Origin of the sequence: Pseudomonas sp. ERMR1:02 (genome assembly GCF_002277815.1) — a bacterium.
Lineage (GTDB): Bacteria > Pseudomonadota > Gammaproteobacteria > Pseudomonadales > Pseudomonadaceae > Aquipseudomonas.
The window spans coordinates 20,914-37,266 of sequence record NZ_NKJI01000034.1; the positions used below are offsets into that span (position 1 = coordinate 20,914).

Annotated in this window: 14 protein-coding genes, 1 other RNA gene and 3 pseudogenes; 4 read left to right on the plus strand and 14 right to left on the minus strand. The window is 58.6% G+C overall.

Going from position 1 to position 16,353, the window contains the following annotated elements; translation table 11 throughout:
• Positions 1-3: 3 nt before the first annotated feature.
• The 9 genes and pseudogenes from mraY to rsmI form a co-directional block, all read right to left on the minus strand.
• Complete coding sequence (gene mraY, locus CES87_RS30920; protein WP_128609173.1) at positions 4-1,086, minus strand: phospho-N-acetylmuramoyl-pentapeptide-transferase; 1,083 nt, start codon at positions 1,084-1,086, stop codon at positions 4-6.
• Positions 1,086-2,453 (minus strand): UDP-N-acetylmuramoyl-tripeptide--D-alanyl-D-alanine ligase, encoded by a 1,368-nt coding sequence (gene murF, locus CES87_RS30925; RefSeq protein WP_128609175.1) that lies wholly within the window; start codon positions 2,451-2,453, stop codon positions 1,086-1,088. Before murF ends, mraY begins: the two co-directional genes overlap by 1 nt.
• Positions 2,446-3,908, minus strand: a pseudogene (locus tag CES87_RS30930) (UDP-N-acetylmuramoyl-L-alanyl-D-glutamate--2,6-diaminopimelate ligase). Before CES87_RS30930 ends, murF begins: the two are co-directional and overlap by 8 nt.
• Positions 3,908-5,649: pseudogene (locus tag CES87_RS30935) on the minus strand (peptidoglycan D,D-transpeptidase FtsI family protein). Before CES87_RS30935 ends, CES87_RS30930 begins: the two co-directional pseudogenes overlap by 1 nt.
• Entirely contained in the window at positions 5,646-5,939 is a 294-nt protein-coding gene (ftsL, locus tag CES87_RS30940; RefSeq protein WP_030129814.1) for a cell division protein FtsL, read from the minus strand. The pseudogene CES87_RS30935 and the gene ftsL overlap by 4 nt, the downstream one beginning before the upstream one ends.
• The gene (rsmH, locus tag CES87_RS30945) at positions 5,936-6,883 is read right to left on the minus strand and encodes a 16S rRNA (cytosine(1402)-N(4))-methyltransferase RsmH (protein WP_371858286.1); all 948 of its coding nucleotides are present in this window, start codon (positions 6,881-6,883) and stop codon (positions 5,936-5,938) included. Before rsmH ends, ftsL begins: the two co-directional genes overlap by 4 nt.
• Positions 6,880-7,334: pseudogene (mraZ, locus tag CES87_RS30950) on the minus strand (division/cell wall cluster transcriptional repressor MraZ). The gene rsmH and the pseudogene mraZ overlap by 4 nt, the downstream one beginning before the upstream one ends.
• Positions 7,335-7,779: 445 nt before the next feature.
• An RNA gene (gene rnpB / locus CES87_RS30955) (RNase P RNA component class A) lies at positions 7,780-8,132 on the minus strand.
• A 75-nt stretch (positions 8,133-8,207) separates the two neighbouring features.
• Positions 8,208-9,080, minus strand: coding sequence for a 16S rRNA (cytidine(1402)-2'-O)-methyltransferase (gene rsmI / locus CES87_RS30960; RefSeq protein WP_128609177.1), 873 nt, complete (start codon positions 9,078-9,080; stop codon positions 8,208-8,210).
• Between the two features lie 209 nt (positions 9,081-9,289).
• On the opposite strand from rsmI, the gene CES87_RS30965 reads away from it, so the two are divergent.
• The 4 genes from CES87_RS30965 (at position 9,290) to CES87_RS30980 (ending at position 12,733) form a co-directional block, all read left to right on the plus strand.
• A complete protein-coding gene (locus CES87_RS30965; protein WP_128609179.1) occupies positions 9,290-11,101 on the plus strand; it encodes a penicillin-binding protein activator in 1,812 nt (603 codons plus the stop codon).
• Positions 11,101-11,463, plus strand: coding sequence for a YraN family protein (locus CES87_RS30970; RefSeq protein ID WP_128609191.1), 363 nt, complete (start codon positions 11,101-11,103; stop codon positions 11,461-11,463). Before CES87_RS30965 ends, CES87_RS30970 begins: the two co-directional genes overlap by 1 nt.
• A 101-nt stretch (positions 11,464-11,564) precedes the next feature.
• Positions 11,565-12,158 carry a phosphoheptose isomerase gene (locus CES87_RS30975; RefSeq protein WP_095192986.1) on the plus strand — a complete coding sequence of 198 codons (594 nt, stop codon included), beginning with the start codon at positions 11,565-11,567 and terminating at the stop codon, positions 12,156-12,158.
• The gene (locus CES87_RS30980; RefSeq protein ID WP_128609181.1) at positions 12,155-12,733 is read left to right on the plus strand and encodes a BON domain-containing protein; all 579 of its coding nucleotides are present in this window, start codon (positions 12,155-12,157) and stop codon (positions 12,731-12,733) included. The genes CES87_RS30975 and CES87_RS30980 overlap by 4 nt, the downstream gene beginning before the upstream one ends.
• 165 nt (positions 12,734-12,898) lie before the next feature.
• On the opposite strand, the gene CES87_RS30985 is transcribed toward CES87_RS30980, so the two are convergent.
• From CES87_RS30985 to petA, 5 genes are all read right to left on the minus strand, one after another.
• The gene (locus CES87_RS30985) at positions 12,899-13,312 is read right to left on the minus strand and encodes a ClpXP protease specificity-enhancing factor (RefSeq protein WP_007943725.1); all 414 of its coding nucleotides are present in this window, start codon (positions 13,310-13,312) and stop codon (positions 12,899-12,901) included.
• Between the two features lie 16 nt (positions 13,313-13,328).
• Positions 13,329-13,946, minus strand: coding sequence for a glutathione S-transferase N-terminal domain-containing protein (locus tag CES87_RS30990; protein WP_128609183.1), 618 nt, complete (start codon positions 13,944-13,946; stop codon positions 13,329-13,331).
• A 149-nt stretch (positions 13,947-14,095) separates the two neighbouring features.
• Positions 14,096-14,878, minus strand: coding sequence for a cytochrome c1 (locus tag CES87_RS30995; protein WP_128609185.1), 783 nt, complete (start codon positions 14,876-14,878; stop codon positions 14,096-14,098).
• Positions 14,878-16,089 carry a cytochrome bc complex cytochrome b subunit gene (locus tag CES87_RS31000; protein ID WP_128609187.1) on the minus strand — a complete coding sequence of 404 codons (1,212 nt, stop codon included), beginning with the start codon at positions 16,087-16,089 and terminating at the stop codon, positions 14,878-14,880. The genes CES87_RS30995 and CES87_RS31000 overlap by 1 nt, the downstream gene beginning before the upstream one ends.
• On the minus strand, positions 16,089-16,353 hold a 265-nt coding region (gene petA / locus CES87_RS31005), incomplete at its 5' end, for a ubiquinol-cytochrome c reductase iron-sulfur subunit (RefSeq protein WP_128609188.1). The genes petA and CES87_RS31000, both read right to left, overlap by 1 nt.

The window sequence follows — 16,353 nt, forward strand, 5'->3', positions numbered from 1 at the left end:
TTTCTACCTCAGCTTCAGGGTGGCAAGGCCGATCAGCACGAGAATCACGGTGATGATCCAGAAACGGACGATCACGCGTGGCTCGGGCCAGCCCTTGAGTTCAAAGTGGTGGTGAATCGGCGCCATGCGGAATACGCGGCGACCGGTCAGCTTAAAGGACGCAACTTGAATGACGACGGACAGGGTCTCCATCACGAATACGCCGCCCATGATGAACAGGACGATTTCCTGACGGACGATCACGGCGATGGTGCCCAGGGCCGCGCCCAGCGCCAGTGCGCCGACGTCCCCCATGAAGACTTGTGCCGGATAGGTGTTGAACCACAGGAAGCCGAGGCCCGCACCAATGAGCGCGCCGCAGAACACGATCAGCTCACCCGCGCCCGGTACGTAAGGGATGAGCAGGTACTCAGCGAATTTCACGTTACCCGACAGGTAGCAGAAGATCCCCAGGCCACCGCCGACCATCACCGTCGGCATGATCGCCAGGCCGTCGAGACCGTCGGTCAAGTTGACCGCGTTGCTTGAACCGACGATTACGAAATACGTCAAGACGATGAAGCCTGCGCCCAGCGCAATGCTGTAGTCCTTGAGCATCGGCAGAATCAGCGTGGTTTCCACCGGCGTCGCGGCAGTCATATAAAGGAAGATCGCTGCGCCCAGACCGAACACCGACTGCCAGAAGTACTTCCAGCGGCTCGGTAAGCCACGGGAGTTCTTCTCGATCACCTTGCGGTAGTCGTCGACCCAACCGATGGCGCCGAACAGCAGCGTTACCAGCAACACGACCCAGACATAGCGGTTGGTCAGGTCAGCCCATAGCAGGGTGCTGACACCGATGGACGAAAGGATCAGTGCGCCGCCCATGGTCGGGGTGCCCGACTTGGACAGGTGCGATTGCGGACCGTCGTTGCGAACGGACTGACCGATCTGACGGTTCTGAAGGGTGCGGATCATCCACGGGCCATAGCACAGCGACAAAACCAGCGCGGTCAGCACACCGAGAATCCCGCGCAGGGTCAGGTACTGGAAGACCGCGAAGCCTTTGTAGAACTGTTGTAGATACTCCGCTAACAGCAGCAGCATTAATGTTTCTCCAGACTGGTCCCGCACAAAGCGGCGACGATGTTTTCCATCGCAGCGCTGCGCGAGCCCTTGATCAAAATAGTGGTGTTTGTGTCTTGCTCGGCGCCCAGTGCCTTGATCAGCTCAGCCTGCGTGCTGAAGTGAAAGGCCTGTGGACCGAAGGCATTGACGGCGTGAAGCATCAATGGCCCAACGGCGTACAGCGCAGAAACCTTGCCACGGGCGTACTCGCCCACGTCGCGGTGCCCCTGCTCCGCCCAATCGCCCAACTCGCCGATATCCCCGAGCACCAGGACGGTGCGGCCGGAAAAGCCGGCGAGTATATCAACGGCGGCGCACATGGAGGTGGGGTTCGCGTTGTAAGTGTCATCGATCACGCGCATGCCATTGCTGGCCAGTTGCGCGACAGTGCGACCCTTGACCGGTTGCACCGCGCCGAGGCCGGTGGCGATGCCGAACAGCGACACGCCCAGAGCATGGGCGGCAGCCGCGGCGGCCATGGCGTTGGCGACGTTATGGGTGCCGAGCAGGTTCAATTGAACGCGCTCTACACCTTCCGGTGTGTGCAAATTGAACGCCGGGCAACCACGAGCATCAGTGGCCAGGTCACTGGCATGGAAGTCTGCGCTGCTATTGCTCAAGGCGAACGTCAGCACCTTGCGACCGGCTGCGCGTTTCTTCCAGATCTCGAACGCCTTGTCATCCAGATTGAGAACGGCGACGCCATCGGCATCCAGCCCTTCAATAATCTCGCCCTTGGCTTCGACGATTTTTTCCGGGCCGCCGAACTCGCCAACATGGGCGGTCCCGGCGTTGTTGAGAATGGCCACGTGGGGCTTGGTCATGCCGACGGTGTAGGCAATTTCGCCCAGGCGCGAAGCACCGAGTTCGATCACAGCGGCAGTGTGTTGCGGCGCCAGTTCGAGCAGGGTCAAAGGAACGCCCAGGTCGTTGTTCAGGTTGCCGCGGGTCGCAAGCACCGGACCGCGGGTCCGCAAGATGCTCGCAAGCATTTCCTTAACCGTGGTCTTGCCGCTGGAACCAGTGATGGCTGCAACTGGATGGCTGTAGGCCGCACGATTCAGTGCACCCAGTTGCCCCAATGCCTGACGGGTATCGCTGACCAGCAACTGCGGCAGCGCGCTGTCGGCGACTTCGCGCTCGACCAATGCCGCGACGGCGCCTTTGGCTGCCACGTCATTGAGATAGTCATGACCATCGAAGCGCGGGCCGGCCAGGGCAATAAACAGCTGACCCGGTTTGATTGCTCGACTGTCGATGCTGACGCCGTCGAAGCTGGCATCGGCACCGATCAAACGGCCCTTCAATACACCGGTCAGTTCGCTGAGTTTCAAGGCTTTAAGCATGGGCCACCTCCCAGGCGGTCAAGGCATGATCGGCCTCGACCAGATCAGAGAAGGCATGACGCTCGCCGTTGATTTCCTGATAGTCCTCGTGCCCTTTGCCGGCCAACACGATCACGTCATCTGCCGAAGCGTTAGCGATCAACCGGGCAATCGCCTGGCCACGGCCAGCAACGAAGGTGACTTTATCCACAGCGGCAAAACCTGCGCGGATGTCATCAAAATAATCGACGGGTCTTCAGTACGCGGGTTGTCGTCGGTGACCAGCACGCCATCGGCCAGACGCTCGACCACTTGCGCCATCAGCGGACGCTTGCCGCGATCGCGGTCGCCGCCACAGCCGAACAGGCACAGCAAACGGCCTTTGACGTGTGGCCGCAGGGCCGTCAGGACTTTTTCCAGGGCATCCGGGGTGTGGGCGTAATCGACTACCACCAGCGGTTGAGTGCCGCCACCGAGGCGCTGCATACGACCGACCGGGCCTTCCAGTTTCGGCAGCACCTTGAGGATTTCGTCGAGGGCGTAATCCAGACCGAGCAAGGCGCCGACCGCGGCCAGCACGTTGCTCAGGTTGAAACGACCGAGCAAGGTGCTGCGTAGATGGTGCTCACCCTGAGGCGTGACCAGCGTTGCGCGCACACCTTCGTCATCGAACTGCGCTTCGCGGCAATACAGGTAGGCGCTGCTATCGAGCAGGCTGTAGGTGATCAGCCGCGATTCACGTTTATCGGCGGCCAGTTGCCGGCCGAAATCGTCATCGAGGTTAACCACCCGGCATTTCAAATCGTTCCAGGCGAACAGCTTGGCCTTGGCTTCACCATAGGCCTGCATGGTGCCGTGGTAATCCAGATGATCGCGGGACAGGTTGGTCATCACCGCCACATCGAATGCCAGCGCGGTGACCCGGCCTTGATCCAGACCGTGGGACGAGACTTCCATGGCCACTGCTTTGGCCCCAGCTTTTTTCAGGTCGCCAAGGGTCGCTTGTACGGCGATTGGATTCGGCGTGGTGTGCAGGCCGCTTTGCAGCGCTCCGTAGAAACCGGATCCCAAGGTGCCCACGATGCCGCAGTGCTGGCCGAGCAGGTCCAGCGCCTGGGCGACCAACTGGGTCACACTGGTTTTGCCATTAGTCCCGGTCACGCCGATCAGGTTCAGGTGATGGCTAGGTTCGCCATAGAAACGTCCGGCGATATCCGACAGCTGCGTCGCCAGTCCCTTGACCGGAATCAACGGCACGTCGGTGATCGGCAGCACGGTGACGCCTTCCACTTCATAAGCCACGGCGGCGGCACCGCGCAGCAATGCATCGTTTATGTGTGCACGGCCATCGAATTTACCGCCCGGCACAGCGAGAAACAGATCACCAGCACGTACGTTTCGACTGTCCAGTGCCAATTCACGGATCAACAGATCGTGGCCGGCGTGGGGGAAAATCTTGTTCAGACTTAATGACATTAGCCGCGCCCTCCATTGGCTTTCAGCGGAACGACCGGGGTGGCGTTGGCTTGTTGAACAGGTGGCAGATTGTCAGGGGTGACGTTCATCAGGCGCAGGGTGCCGGACATCACGCGGCTGAACACCGGCGCCGATACCAGACCACCGAAGTATCCGGCCTTGGTCGGCTCATCGATCACCACGACGATGGCGTAACGCGGATCGTTCATCGGGCCGAAACCGGCGAACAACGAGCGATAAGAGTTCTCGGCATAGCCTTTGGTGCCCACCGACGTCTTACGCGCAGTACCGGACTTGCCGCCTACGTGATACGCCGGCACCTGCGCTCGGAACACACCGCGCGGAGCTTCGATCACTTGTTGCAGCATGCCTTGCATGGTTTTCGCTACAGCTTCCGGCAACACCTGGGTGGTTTGCGGCGCTTTGTCGGTTTTGATCAGTGTCAGCGGCGCAAGGCGGCCGTTGTTGGCCAGCGCCGAGAAGGCGTGAACCAACTGGATCGCCGTCACCGAAATGCCGTAGCCATAGGACAGTGTGGCCGTCTCGGCCTTGCGCCACTCGCGATAGTTAGGCAGGTTGCCGACACGCTCGCCCGGGAAGCCGAGGCCAGTGTCCTGGCCGAGACCGACTTTCTGCGCCAGGCGGAAAATGGTTTCCCCACCGATATCGAACGCGACCTTACTCATGCCGACGTTACTGGAATTGATCAGGATGCCGGTCAGGTCGAGCACCGGGCCTTCGGTCTTGGATACGTCCTTGATGGTGTATTTACCAATCTGCAAGCTGCCCGGATACACCTCGACGGTATCGCTTGGCTTCCAGCGCCCGGTTTCAATGGCGGCGCTCATGGAGATCGCCTTCATGGTCGAACCTGGCTCGAACACGTCGATCATCGCGCGGTTACGCATCATCGCCGGTTGCAGGTTGCGACGGTTGTTCGGGTTGTAGGTCGGCTGGTTGACCATCGCGAGGATCTCGCCGGTCTTCACGTCCATGATCACCAGACTGCCGGCCTTGGCGCCGTTTTCGATGATCGCATTACGCAATTCGCGGTTAGCCAGATATTGCAGGCGCAGGTCAATGGACAACGCCAAGGGCTTTCCGGCCTTGGCGTTTTTGGTGACTTGGACATCCTTGATCAACCGGCCACGCCGGTCCTTGATGACCTGTCGCTTGCCGGGGACCCCGGCCAGCCATTCGTCATAGGCCAGCTCGACACCTTCTCGACCATGGTCATCGATGTCGGTAAAGCCGACCATATGGGCAGTGACTTCACCGGCCGGATAGAAACGACGGAACTCTTCGATGCCGTAAACGCCCGGTACTTTCAAGTCGAGCACAGCCTGGCCCTGCTCGGGCGTCAGCCCGCGCACCAGGTAATGAATTCTTTATTGGCTTGAGCCTCGAGACGCTCGGCCAGGGCTTTCGGGTCTTGCCCCAGCGCGGCGGCCAATGCTGGCCATTTTTCTTTGGCCAGTTGCATTTCCTTGGCGTTGGCCCACAGGGTGGTAACCGGCGTACTGACGGCTAACGGCTCGCCGTTACGGTCCGTAATTAGTCCTCGGTGAGCCGGAATAGGAATGTGACGAACGCTGCGCGCGTCACCCTGACCTTTGAGGAAATCGCGGTCGACTACTTGCAGATCGATGATGCGCCAGGAGATCGCCGCCACCATGACACCGAGCAGACCCAGTACCACGCGGAACCGCCACGGAAAGAGTGCACCTTCGAGTTTCATCATGGCGCCACCATCTGCACTTCGGCGGCACCGGGAATGCGCATTTTCAACTGTTCGGTGGCCAGCACTTCGATGCGGCTATGGGCGGTCCAGGTGCTCTGCTCAAGAATCAACCGCCCCCATTCGGCCTGGGCCTTGTCACGCACGCTCAACTCGTTGTAAAGCGAGTTCAGCAGCTGACGGTTCCAGTGCGCGCTGTAGGATACGCCGATGGCAGATACGAGCACGCCAACGAACAGCAGCAGCATGAAAAAGCTTCCGCCGGGCAGTGGCTTGGCGAAAAGCTTGCTCACCGCAGCTTCTCCGCCACACGCATGACAGCGCTACGGGAACGTGGGTTGGCCTTGAGTTCGGCGTCGGAGGCCGTCTGCGCTTTGCCATGGACTTTGATTTTCGGTTCGAAGGGCACATGCCGAACCGGCAGGTTGCGCGGCAGGTTGTCGGCTTCGCCTTTCACCAGTTTGCGCATGAACAGCTTAACGATACGGTCTTCCAGCGAGTGGAAGCTGATTACCACCAGGCGACCGCCTGTTTCCAGGCACTCCAGAGCGGCTTCGAGGCCGGCTTCCAGATCGCCCAGTTCGTTGTTGACGTGAATACGCAGGCCCTGGAACGCACGAGTTGCAGGGTTCTTGCCCTTTTCCCAGGCCGGGTTGGCAACTTTCAATACTTCAGCCAGATCGGCGGTGCGCTCGAATGGCTTGATGTCACGACGCTCGGCAACGGCGCGAGCCATGCGACCGGAAAAACGCTCTTCGCCGTATTCCTTGAACACCCGGGCAATTTCTTCCGCGGGCGCGGTGTTGACGAACTCCGCCGCGCTGATCCCGCGAGACGGGTCCATGCGCATGTCCAGGGGACCGTCATTGAGGAAACTGAAGCCGCGCTCCGGGTCGTCGAGCTGCGGCGAAGACACGCCGAGGTCGAGCAGAATGCCGCTGACCTTGCCGTGCAAGCCGCGCTCGGCAACTTCGGAACCAAGCTCGGCAAAGCTGCGCTGTACAACGACAAAGCGGCCGTCTTCGGCCGCTAGCGTCTGCCCGGTGGCAATCGCTTGAGGATCTTTGTCGAACCCTAGCAACCTACCATCCGGACCGAGCCGGCTGAGGATCATCCGGCTATGCCCGCCGCGCCCGAACGTGCCATCCAGATAACAGCCATCAGGACGTACGGCGAGAGCCTCGACAGCTTCGTCAAGCAGTACGGTGATGTGGTTAAAGCCGCTATCAATAGTCACAGGATCAAATCACGCAGTTCATCAGGCATGGCGCCCGGTTGTTGAATAGCAGCAAGGTCAGCGGCAGAAACCGCATCCCAGGCATCCTCGTCCCACAATTGGAACTTGTTCAGTTGGCCTACCAACATCGCGCGCTTATCCAACTTGGCATATTCACGAAGACGCGGCGGAACCAGAAAACGACCACTGCCATCGAGCTCGAGGTCGACGGCATTACCAATCAGTAAACGTTGCAGACGGCGGTTCTCTTCGCGAAGGGAAGGCAGTGCGCGCAGTTTGGTTTCAATAATTTCCCACTCATCGAGGGGTAAACACACAAACACGGATCAACGGCATCAATTGTGACGATTAACTGACCGGAACTACGCGAAACGAGCTCGTCACGGTACCGGCTCGGCATGGCGAGACGGCCCTTTGCATCGAGACTGATAGCGTTGGCTCCGCGAAACACGTCAGCGTTTCTCCAAATATTACCGGTTTGCTCTCAAAAAACCCACTTCATGCCACTTTCCGCCACTTGCGCACACTATAGGAATGCGCCCACCACACCGTCAAGGCGCGCTTTAAAGGAAAACCCTTACAGAACTGAGATTTAGGAGCATAAAGAAGGGGGTAACGAGAATTCGGCAGATGAAACCGCCCAATAACTTGAATCAGCACAGAAGGCTGCGTTCGGAAGTTAAAGTAATTTATTAAGAGTAAGATTTTTTCGGTATTACGAAAGTGTTTCTGTCGACGAATCTGAAGGGAGGAAAATCGGTGCTTCGCTGAGTTTATACATTTGTTACCAGCGCAGGCTAATCGATATCACAAAAACCCTTCTGCCAATGATCTACAGGGAGGGAAATTGCTATCACCTACACCTGCTCAATGATTTAAGCAGAGCGGAAAAAAAGGTGGAGAGTCGATCTGTAAGCCGGGTTCTGTCTTGAACAGTCATTCGTCTACGATGGCCATCACTGGACATCTTTAGCAACCTACCCGGTCCCAGCGCGGGCCACGCCTTGGGACCCTATTTGGTCTTGCTCCAAGTGGGGTTTACCTAGCCACGAACTGTTGCCAGACGTGCGGTGCGCTCTTACCGCACCTTTTCACCCTTACCGGCGCCGAAGCGCTTAGGCGGTTATTTTCTGTGGCACTTTCCGTAGGCTCACGCCTCCCAGGCATTACCTGGCACTTCGCCCTATGGAGCCCGGACTTTCCTCCCCCCCTAATTTTCATAGAGGGCAGCGACTGTCCGATCGACTCTCCGCCGCAAAGGTTAACGGCAGAGCGCCCGAAGAACAAGCGCTAAAAGCCTTTGGCCATGCCAGTGCGTCGGGTTTTACTCGCCTTTCTGTTTATCCAGCGCAACCTGATAGAGAACATTCTTGCGCTCACCGGTAATTTGCGCCGCCAATGCAGCGGCACGCTTGAGCGGCATTTCTTCGAGCAACAGGTTGAGGATACGCATCGCCTCGCTGCTGACAGCGTCCTCGCTCTCGGGAGCCGACCAACCCGCTACGAGCACTACGCACTCGCCGCGTTGCTGATTACTGTCGGACTCGACGAACTCGCGCAACTCGGCCAGCGGCAAGCCTTTGAGGGTTTCGAACGTCTTGGTCAGTTCGCGCGCCAGCAATGCGGGACGGTCGGCACCGAACACCAGTTCCATGTCCTGAAGGCATTCGAGGATGCGGTGCGGGGCTTCGTAAAAAATCAGCGTGCGCGGCTCTTCTTTTATCGCCTCCAGACGAGCGCGCCTTCCCACGGCCTTGGCCGGCAGAAAACCTTCAAAGATGAAACGATCCGACGGCAGCCCGGCGGCTGACAATGCCGCAATCAAGGCGCAGGCGCCCGGAACCGGCACCACATTAATCCCGGCAGCACGGGCCTGGCGCACCAGGTGATAACCCGGATCGGAAATCAGCGGTGTTCCGGCATCGGAGATCAGCGCTACATCGTCACCCGCGAGTAGCCGGGTAATAAACCGGCTGCCTTCATCGCGCTCGTTATGCTCATGGCAAGCCGCCAGCGGTGTAGGAATGCCGAAGTGCTGCATCAAACGCTGTGAATGGCGGGTGTCCTCGGCGGCGATCAACGCGACCTCACGCAGGATCTTCAGCGCACGCGCACTGATATCGTCCAGGTTGCCGATGGGCGTCGCCACCACATAAAGCGAGCCAGCAGCGGAATTCAAAGCACCTGGAGCAGTCAAAGCGCACACCTCATGATCGATAAAGCCGCCATTGTAGCGCGTAGCGACGCGCGTGATATGCGCAAGCAACACCAGGTTTTGCAGCCTTTTTTGCCGCATCGCAACATTTGCACGAGCTAAATTGATCGATTCACGCCAGTAGCATCGCGCCCCGGCCAGTGCTTGGGTACAATTCCACGCTAATTTGATCGAGTATCAGGAACACTTACATGATCGCTTGCCTGCGACTGTTCACTGCCCTCTGCCTCGCTGCCTTGTTGGCGGCTTGCGCCAGCTCGCCCTCCTCCAGCCTTGGCGAACTACCACGGACCCCGGATGCCAGTATCGAGCAACTGCTCGAGAAGGCAGCTCAAAGCAAATCGCCGGAAGACGCTGCCCTGTTGCGCCTGAGCGCAGCAGACCTGGCCTACCGTCAGGGCAATGCCGCCCAATCCGCGCAAATCCTGCAGCAAGTGCCCGTGGAGCAACTCAAGCCCGGCCAGCAGGTGTTCGCCAATACACTGGCTGCCGAATTGGCCATGACCCGCAATCAGCCGAAAGCCGCGCTGACAGCCTTGAGCCATCCGAGCATGCAGCGCCTGGCAGAATTGCCGCCAGAGCAACAGGTCCGCACTGGCACCGTTCGCGCTCGCGCTCTTGAGGCCGATGGCCAGACCCTGGCCGCCGCAAAGGAACGCATCTTCATTGCACCGATGCTCAGCGGTGATGCCGCCAGCAAAAACCATGAAGCGATCTGGGCACTGATCGCCTCACTGCCGACCGACCAGTTGCAGCCCAACACCACTGACGATCTCGGCGGCTGGATGGCCTTGGCGCTGGCAGTGAAAACTGCCGGCACCCTGGAACAGCAACAGACCGCCATCGACAACTGGCGCGCGCAAAACCCAAAACACCCGGCCGCCATTCAGCTGCCGCTACCACTGACCAAACTCAAGGAACTGGCGGGCCAGCCTTTGAGCAAGATCGCCCTGCTGCTGCCTCAAGACGGCCCGCTGGCCTCGGTTGGCAAAGCATTACGCGAAGGTTTCATGGCCGCTCACTACCAGGCGCAACAGGCCGGCCAGAAACCGCCTGCCATCGAGTTCTATGACAGCTCGCGCCTGACCTCTCTCGATGAGTTCTATCGCAAGGCCCAGGCCGATGGCGTGCAACTGGTCGTCGGTCCGCTGGAAAAGCCGCTGGTCAAACAGCTGAGCACTCGCCCGCAATTGCCGATCACCACCTTGGCACTGAACTACAGCGAAGGCGAGCAAGGTCCGGCCCAACTGTTCCAGTTCGGTCTTGCCGCTGAAGACGAAGCCCGTGAAGTATCCCGTCGCGCCCGCGCCGACGGCCTGCATCGCGCCGCCATCATGGTACCGAAAGGCGAATGGGGCGACCGCGTACTTCGGGCGTTCAGCCAGGACTGGCAAGCCAACGGCGGCAGCATCGTCGCCACCGAGCGTGTTGATCAGCCGGTTCAATTGGCACAGCAGATTGCCGACATGTTCCAGCTGCGCCAGAGCGAAGGTCGCGCCAAGAGCCTGCAAAGCACTGTAGGTTCGCAGGTCGCCGCCCAGCCTTCGCGCCGCCAGGACATCGAATTCATTTTCCTGGCCGCCACGCCACAACAGGCTCAACAGATCAAACCGACCCTGAACTTCCAGTACGCGGGCGACGTTCCGGTCTACGCCACTTCCCACGTCTTCAGCGCCAGCGGCGATGTGAACCAGTACAACGACATGAACGGCATTCGCTTCTGCGAAACTCCATGGTTGCTGGACGCCAATGATCCACTGCGCAAACAAGTCACAGCACAATGGCCGCAAGCAGCCAGCAGCTTGGGTCGCTTGTATGCAATGGGTGTCGACGCCTATCGCCTGGCGCCCCGCCTGGGGCAACTCAAGGCCCTGCCGGACAGCCGCATCGAAGGCCAATCGGGCAGCCTGGGCATGACGCAGAACCAGCGCGTTGTACGACAGCTGCCATGGGCACAGTTCGTCAACGGCCAGGTTCAACGCCTGCCGGACACCTCACGCTGATGCCTGACAGGTCGCGCCAGCAAAGCGGTAAAGATGCCGAGCGCCAGGCGCTCGTCCATCTTCAACAACAAGGTCTGCGCCTGCTGGCGCAGAACTGGTTGTGTAAACGCGGCGAGCTTGATCTGGTCATGCTAGATGGCGATACAGTAGTATTCGTTGAAGTTCGTTACAGAAAAAACACTCAATGGGGTGGCGCGCTCTATAGCATCGATGGGCGCAAACGGCAGAAACTGATTTTTGCCGCGCAGTATTTTCTTCAGCGCGAGTCGCGCTGGGCCAACTCCCCTTGCCGTTTCGACGTGGTTGCCATTGATAGCGACCTTGATCAGTTGAACTGGCTGCAGAATGCCTTCGACAGCTGATCGCTTGCGCCCCGGACCGGACAACACCCAACACTTTTGCTCTTTGCTTTGCGGGCTGCACATTCACGTGCCGGACAGCCGCGCTCATTAAGGTCACACAGATGGACATGCAATCCCGAATTCGCCAGCTTTTTCAGGCCAGTATCGACACCAAGCAACAGGCGATGGAAGTACTTGCACCGCACATCGAGCAAGCCAGCCAGGTCATGGTCAACGCCCTGCTCAACGAAGGCAAAATGCTTTCCTGCGGCAACGGTGGCTCTGCCGGTGACGCCCAGCACTTTTCGTCCGAGCTGCTCAACCGCTTCGAGCGTGAGCGCCCGAGCCTGCCCGCCATCGCGCTGACCACCGACAGCTCGACGATAACCTCGATCGCCAACGACTACAGCTACAACGAAGTCTTCTCCAAGCAGATCCGCGCCCTCGGCCAACCAGGCGACGTACTGCTGGCGATTTCCACCAGCGGTAACTCGGCGAACATTATTCAAGCGATCCAGGCCGCACATGATCGCGAAATGATTGTCGTAGCATTGACCGGTCGCGATGGCGGCGGCATGGCGTCACTGCTATTGCCCGAAGACGTGGAGATTCGCGTACCGGCCAACGTCACTGCACGTATTCAGGAAGTCCACCTGCTGGCGATCCATTGCCTTTGCGATTTGATCGACAGCCAATTGTTCGGGAGTGAAGAATGACCCCTAATCGCCTCGGCCTACTGGCCCTGACCCTGTGCCTCGGCATCAGCGGCTGCACCTCGGTGGTTAATGCCAGCCGCGAAGCACCGATCGAAGATGACCGTGGTACCCGCACCTTCGGCAGCAAGATCGACGACTCCCTGATCGACACCAAGGTAGGCGTGAACATCGCCAAGGCCGATCCAGCCCTGGACAATGACTCGCACATTGTCGTCACCAGTTTCAACGGCGTTGTACTGATTGCGGGACAAACTCCACGTGCAGACCTCAAGGCCAAGGCCGAACAGGCCGCAGCCGCCGTTCAGCGCGTGAAGACTGTGCACAACGAAATTCAGATCCTGCCGCCCTCCAGCTTCCTTGCCCGCCAGAACGACACCTGGCTGACCTCCAAGATCAAAACCCAAATGCTCGCCGATGCGAACATCCCGGGCTCGCGGATCAAGGTCATCACCGAGAACGGCATCGTTTACCTGCTGGGCCTGCTGACCAAACAGGAAGCCGCTCAGGCGACCAATCTGGTGCAAGGGGTTTCCGGGGTGCAGAAGATCGTGAAGTTGTTCGAATACATCGACTGATACGCATCTGCCCCCTGTAGGAGCGAGCTTGCTCGCGAAAAACGTTCGGTAAACGCATTCATTCAGACAGCACGCGTTATCGTTCACGTCCATCGCGAGCAAGCTTGCTCCTACATCGTTTGGGACGCTGAAATAAAAAGGGCGATCCTTGCGGATCGCCCTTTTTTATTTCACCACTTTCAAACTGGGCCGACCGCTGGGACGCGGCGGCTCGCTGTCGGGTGGTGGGATATCGTCATCCGGCTCAATCTCTTCCTCGTCTTCCATAGGCGATTCCAGATCAAACACCATGCCCTGACCGTTCTCCCGAGCGTAAATGCCCAGAATCGATGCGATAGGCACATACAGCGTATGCGGCACACCACCAAAGCGACCTTCGAAGCTCACAGCCTCGTTGTCCATGTGCAGGTGGCGCACAGCTTGTGGCGATACGTTCAGGACAATCTGCCCGTCACTGGCAAAGCCCTGAGGCACCTGCACTGACGGATACTCGGAATTGACCAGCATGTGCGGGGTGCAGTCGTTGTCCACAATCCACTCGTAGAGCGCGCGGACCAGATAAGGTCGACTGGAGTTCATAGCGGCTCCTTAAGCCTTAGCGCATGTCGCGTTCGACACCAGACAGACTCGCCTGGAAAGCCTCACGCGCAAACTGGCGCTCCATGTAATCAAGCAGCGGCTTGGCAGGCCGCGGCAGTTCTATACCCAGAATCGGTAATCGCCAGAGTATTGGCAATAGGCAGCAATCCACCAGGCTTTGTTCCTCACTGAGGAAAAACGGCTTGTCGGCGAACAGCGGTGACACGCCAGTCAGGCTTTCGCGCAACTCTTTACGCGCCACGGCACGAGCAGCTTCCTTGGTCCGTGTATCAAGAATCAGATCCACCAGACCACACCAGTCTCGTTGAATACGATGTATCAGCAGACGACTGTTGGCACGCGCCACTGGATAAACCGGCAACAGTGGCGGATGCGGGTAACGCTCATCCAGGTATTCCATTACCACCGTAGATTCCCACAACGCCAGGTCACGATCGACCAGGGTGGGCAAACTGCCGTAAGGGTTCACTTCGATCAGTTTAGGCGGCTGGCGGCCAGCTTCCACGTAGATGATCTCGGCGCTGACACCCTTCTCTGCCAGTACGATTCGCACTCGGTGGGAATAGTGGTCGGCGGGGTCGGAGTAACAGGCCAACCGATTGGTCACGCCCATGGCGGTCCTCCTCGCTTGTAGAAATTATCGGAAGCGGAAAACGAGCGCGCCCAGAGGACGCCTCCCGTAACGCCTGGCTAGCCAGGCTCGTTACACCTTCAGAGACGCCCTTGGGCGCGCGCGATTAACAGCAATAGCTTGAAGCTTTATCAGTGCACGTCTTTCCAGTATTCACGCTTGAGCAAGTAAGCGAATACGAAGAAGAACGCCAGGTACAGCAATACATATGTACCGATGCGCTGATGTTGCAGCTTAACCGGGTTAGCCGAGTAAGCCAGGAAGGTTACCAGATTCTTGACCTTCTCATCGAACTGCTCTTCGTTCAAAGAACCGCTCTTCGGCACGATGGTCATCTGATCGCACGCTTCATGGGTCAGCGCCGTACCGGTCAACGGATCATATTGCTTCTTGCCGTCTTCGACGATTTGTACCTGTTTGCAACCGACGACCTGACGACCTTGCAAGCCGACCAGGACGTTAGGCATGCCGACGTTCGGGAAGACCTTGTTGTTCACACCCCAAGGACGCGACGGGTCTTCATAGAACGACCTAAGGTAACCGTAGAGCCAGTCAGTACCGCGAACCCGAGCCACCAGAGTCAGGTCAGGCGGCGCCGCACCGAACCAGGTCTTGGCGTCAGCCGGCTGCATACCAATGCTCATGTGGTCGCCAATCTTGGCGCCGGTGAACACCAGCTTCTCGAGCATCAGCTCATGAGGAATGCCCAGATCATCGGCAACACGCTCGTAGCGCTGGAACTTGGCGCTGTGGCAGCCCATGCAATAGTTGGCGAAAGTACGTGCGCCATCCTGCATGGCAGCCTTGTCGGACACGTCGATGTCGACCTTTTCAAGCTCCGGGCCACCGTGTTCAGCAGCGAAAGCGAATACTGGCAGCGCAGCAAGCATCAATACAGCAAATAGCTTTTTCATCAGCCAGTCACCCTTTCCGGAACCGGTTTGGTCTTCTCGAGCCTGGTATAGAACGGCATCAGAATGAAGTAGGCGAAGTACAGGAAGGTACATACCTGCGACAGCAACGTACGCTCAGGGGTAGGTGCCAATACACCCAAAACACCCAGGATCACGAACGAAATGCAAAACACCCAGAGCCAGATCTTGCTCAGCCAGCCTTTGTAGCGCATCGACTTGACCGGGCTGCGGTCCAGCCATGGCAAGACAAACAGCACTGCAATGGCCGCGCCCATGGCGATAACACCGAGTAGCTTGTCCGGGATTGCGCGCAAAATCGCGTAGAACGGTGTGAAGTACCAGACCGGAGCGATGTGCTCTGGGGTCTTGAAGGCGTTTGCCACTTCAAAGTTCGGCTTCTCGAGGAAGTAGCCGCCCATTTCCGGGAAGAAGAACACGATCGCACAGAAGACAAACAGGAACACCACCACGCCGACGATATCTTTCACGGTGTAGTAGGGATGGAAGGCAATGCCATCCAGAGGTATGCCGTTTTCGTCCTTGTGCTTCTTGATATCCACGCCGTCCGGGTTGTTCGAACCCACTTCGTGCAGCGCCAGAATGTGCAGCACCACCAGACCGAGAATCACGATTGGCAAGGCAACCACGTGCAGCGCGAAGAAGCGGTTCAGGGTGATGCCGGAAATCAGGTAGTCACCACGGATCCACTGGGTCAAGTCGTTACCGATGACCGGAATCGCACCGAACAGCGAGATGATCACCTGGGCACCCCAGTAGGACATCTGGCCCCACGGCAGCAGATAGCCCATGAAAGCTTCAGCCATCAGCGCCAGGTAGATCAGCATGCCGAAGACCCACACCAGCTCGCGCGGCTTCTGGTACGAACCGTAGAGCAAGCCACGGAACATGTGCAGATAGACCACGATGAAGAACGCCGAAGCGCCGGTGGAGTGCAGCAGACGCAGGATCGAGCCGTACTCCACGTCGCGCATGATGTATTCGACGGAAGCAAAGGCTTCTTCCGCCGACGGGGTGTAGCTCATGGTCAGCCAGACACCTGTCACGATCTGGTTGACCAGAACGAGCAGTGCCAGGGAGCCAAAGAAATAGAAGAAGTTGAAGTTCTTCGGGGCGTAGTACTTGCTGAGATGGTCTTCCCACATTTTGGTCGCGGGAAAGCGCGCATCAACCCAATCCATGAACTTGCTCATCACGCTTTCTCCGTATCGACGCCAATGACGATGATGTCATTGGTCTCATAGGAATGCGGGGGAACTGGCAGGTTCAAAGGCGCAGGTTGCGACTTGTAGACACGGCCAGCCAGGTCGTAATGGGAGCCGTGGCAAGGGCAGAAATAACCACCTACCCAATCCTTGCCCAGATCTGCGGGGGCGACTTCGGGACGGAATGTTGGCGAGCAACCCAAGTGCGTGCAGATACCGATCAGCAGCAAAACTTCAGGTTTGATCGAACGG

Coding starts and splice junctions, on each gene's coding strand:
- mraY (WP_128609173.1), bottom strand. CDS start 1,086: ATGCTGCTGCTGTTAGCGGAGTATCTACAACAGTTCTACAAAGGCTTC.
- CES87_RS30985 (WP_007943725.1), bottom strand. CDS start 13,312: ATGAACTCCAGTCGACCTTATCTGGTCCGCGCGCTCTACGAGTGGATT.
- CES87_RS30980 (WP_128609181.1), top strand. CDS start 12,155: ATGACCCCTAATCGCCTCGGCCTACTGGCCCTGACCCTGTGCCTCGGC.
- CES87_RS30990 (WP_128609183.1), bottom strand. CDS start 13,946: ATGGGCGTGACCAATCGGTTGGCCTGTTACTCCGACCCCGCCGACCAC.
- CES87_RS30995 (WP_128609185.1), bottom strand. CDS start 14,878: ATGAAAAAGCTATTTGCTGTATTGATGCTTGCTGCGCTGCCAGTATTC.
- CES87_RS30965 (WP_128609179.1), top strand. CDS start 9,290: ATGATCGCTTGCCTGCGACTGTTCACTGCCCTCTGCCTCGCTGCCTTG.
- murF (WP_128609175.1), bottom strand. CDS start 2,453: ATGCTTAAAGCCTTGAAACTCAGCGAACTGACCGGTGTATTGAAGGGC.
- CES87_RS31000 (WP_128609187.1), bottom strand. CDS start 16,089: ATGAGCAAGTTCATGGATTGGGTTGATGCGCGCTTTCCCGCGACCAAA.
- CES87_RS30970 (WP_128609191.1), top strand. CDS start 11,101: ATGCCTGACAGGTCGCGCCAGCAAAGCGGTAAAGATGCCGAGCGCCAG.
- CES87_RS30975 (WP_095192986.1), top strand. CDS start 11,565: ATGGACATGCAATCCCGAATTCGCCAGCTTTTTCAGGCCAGTATCGAC.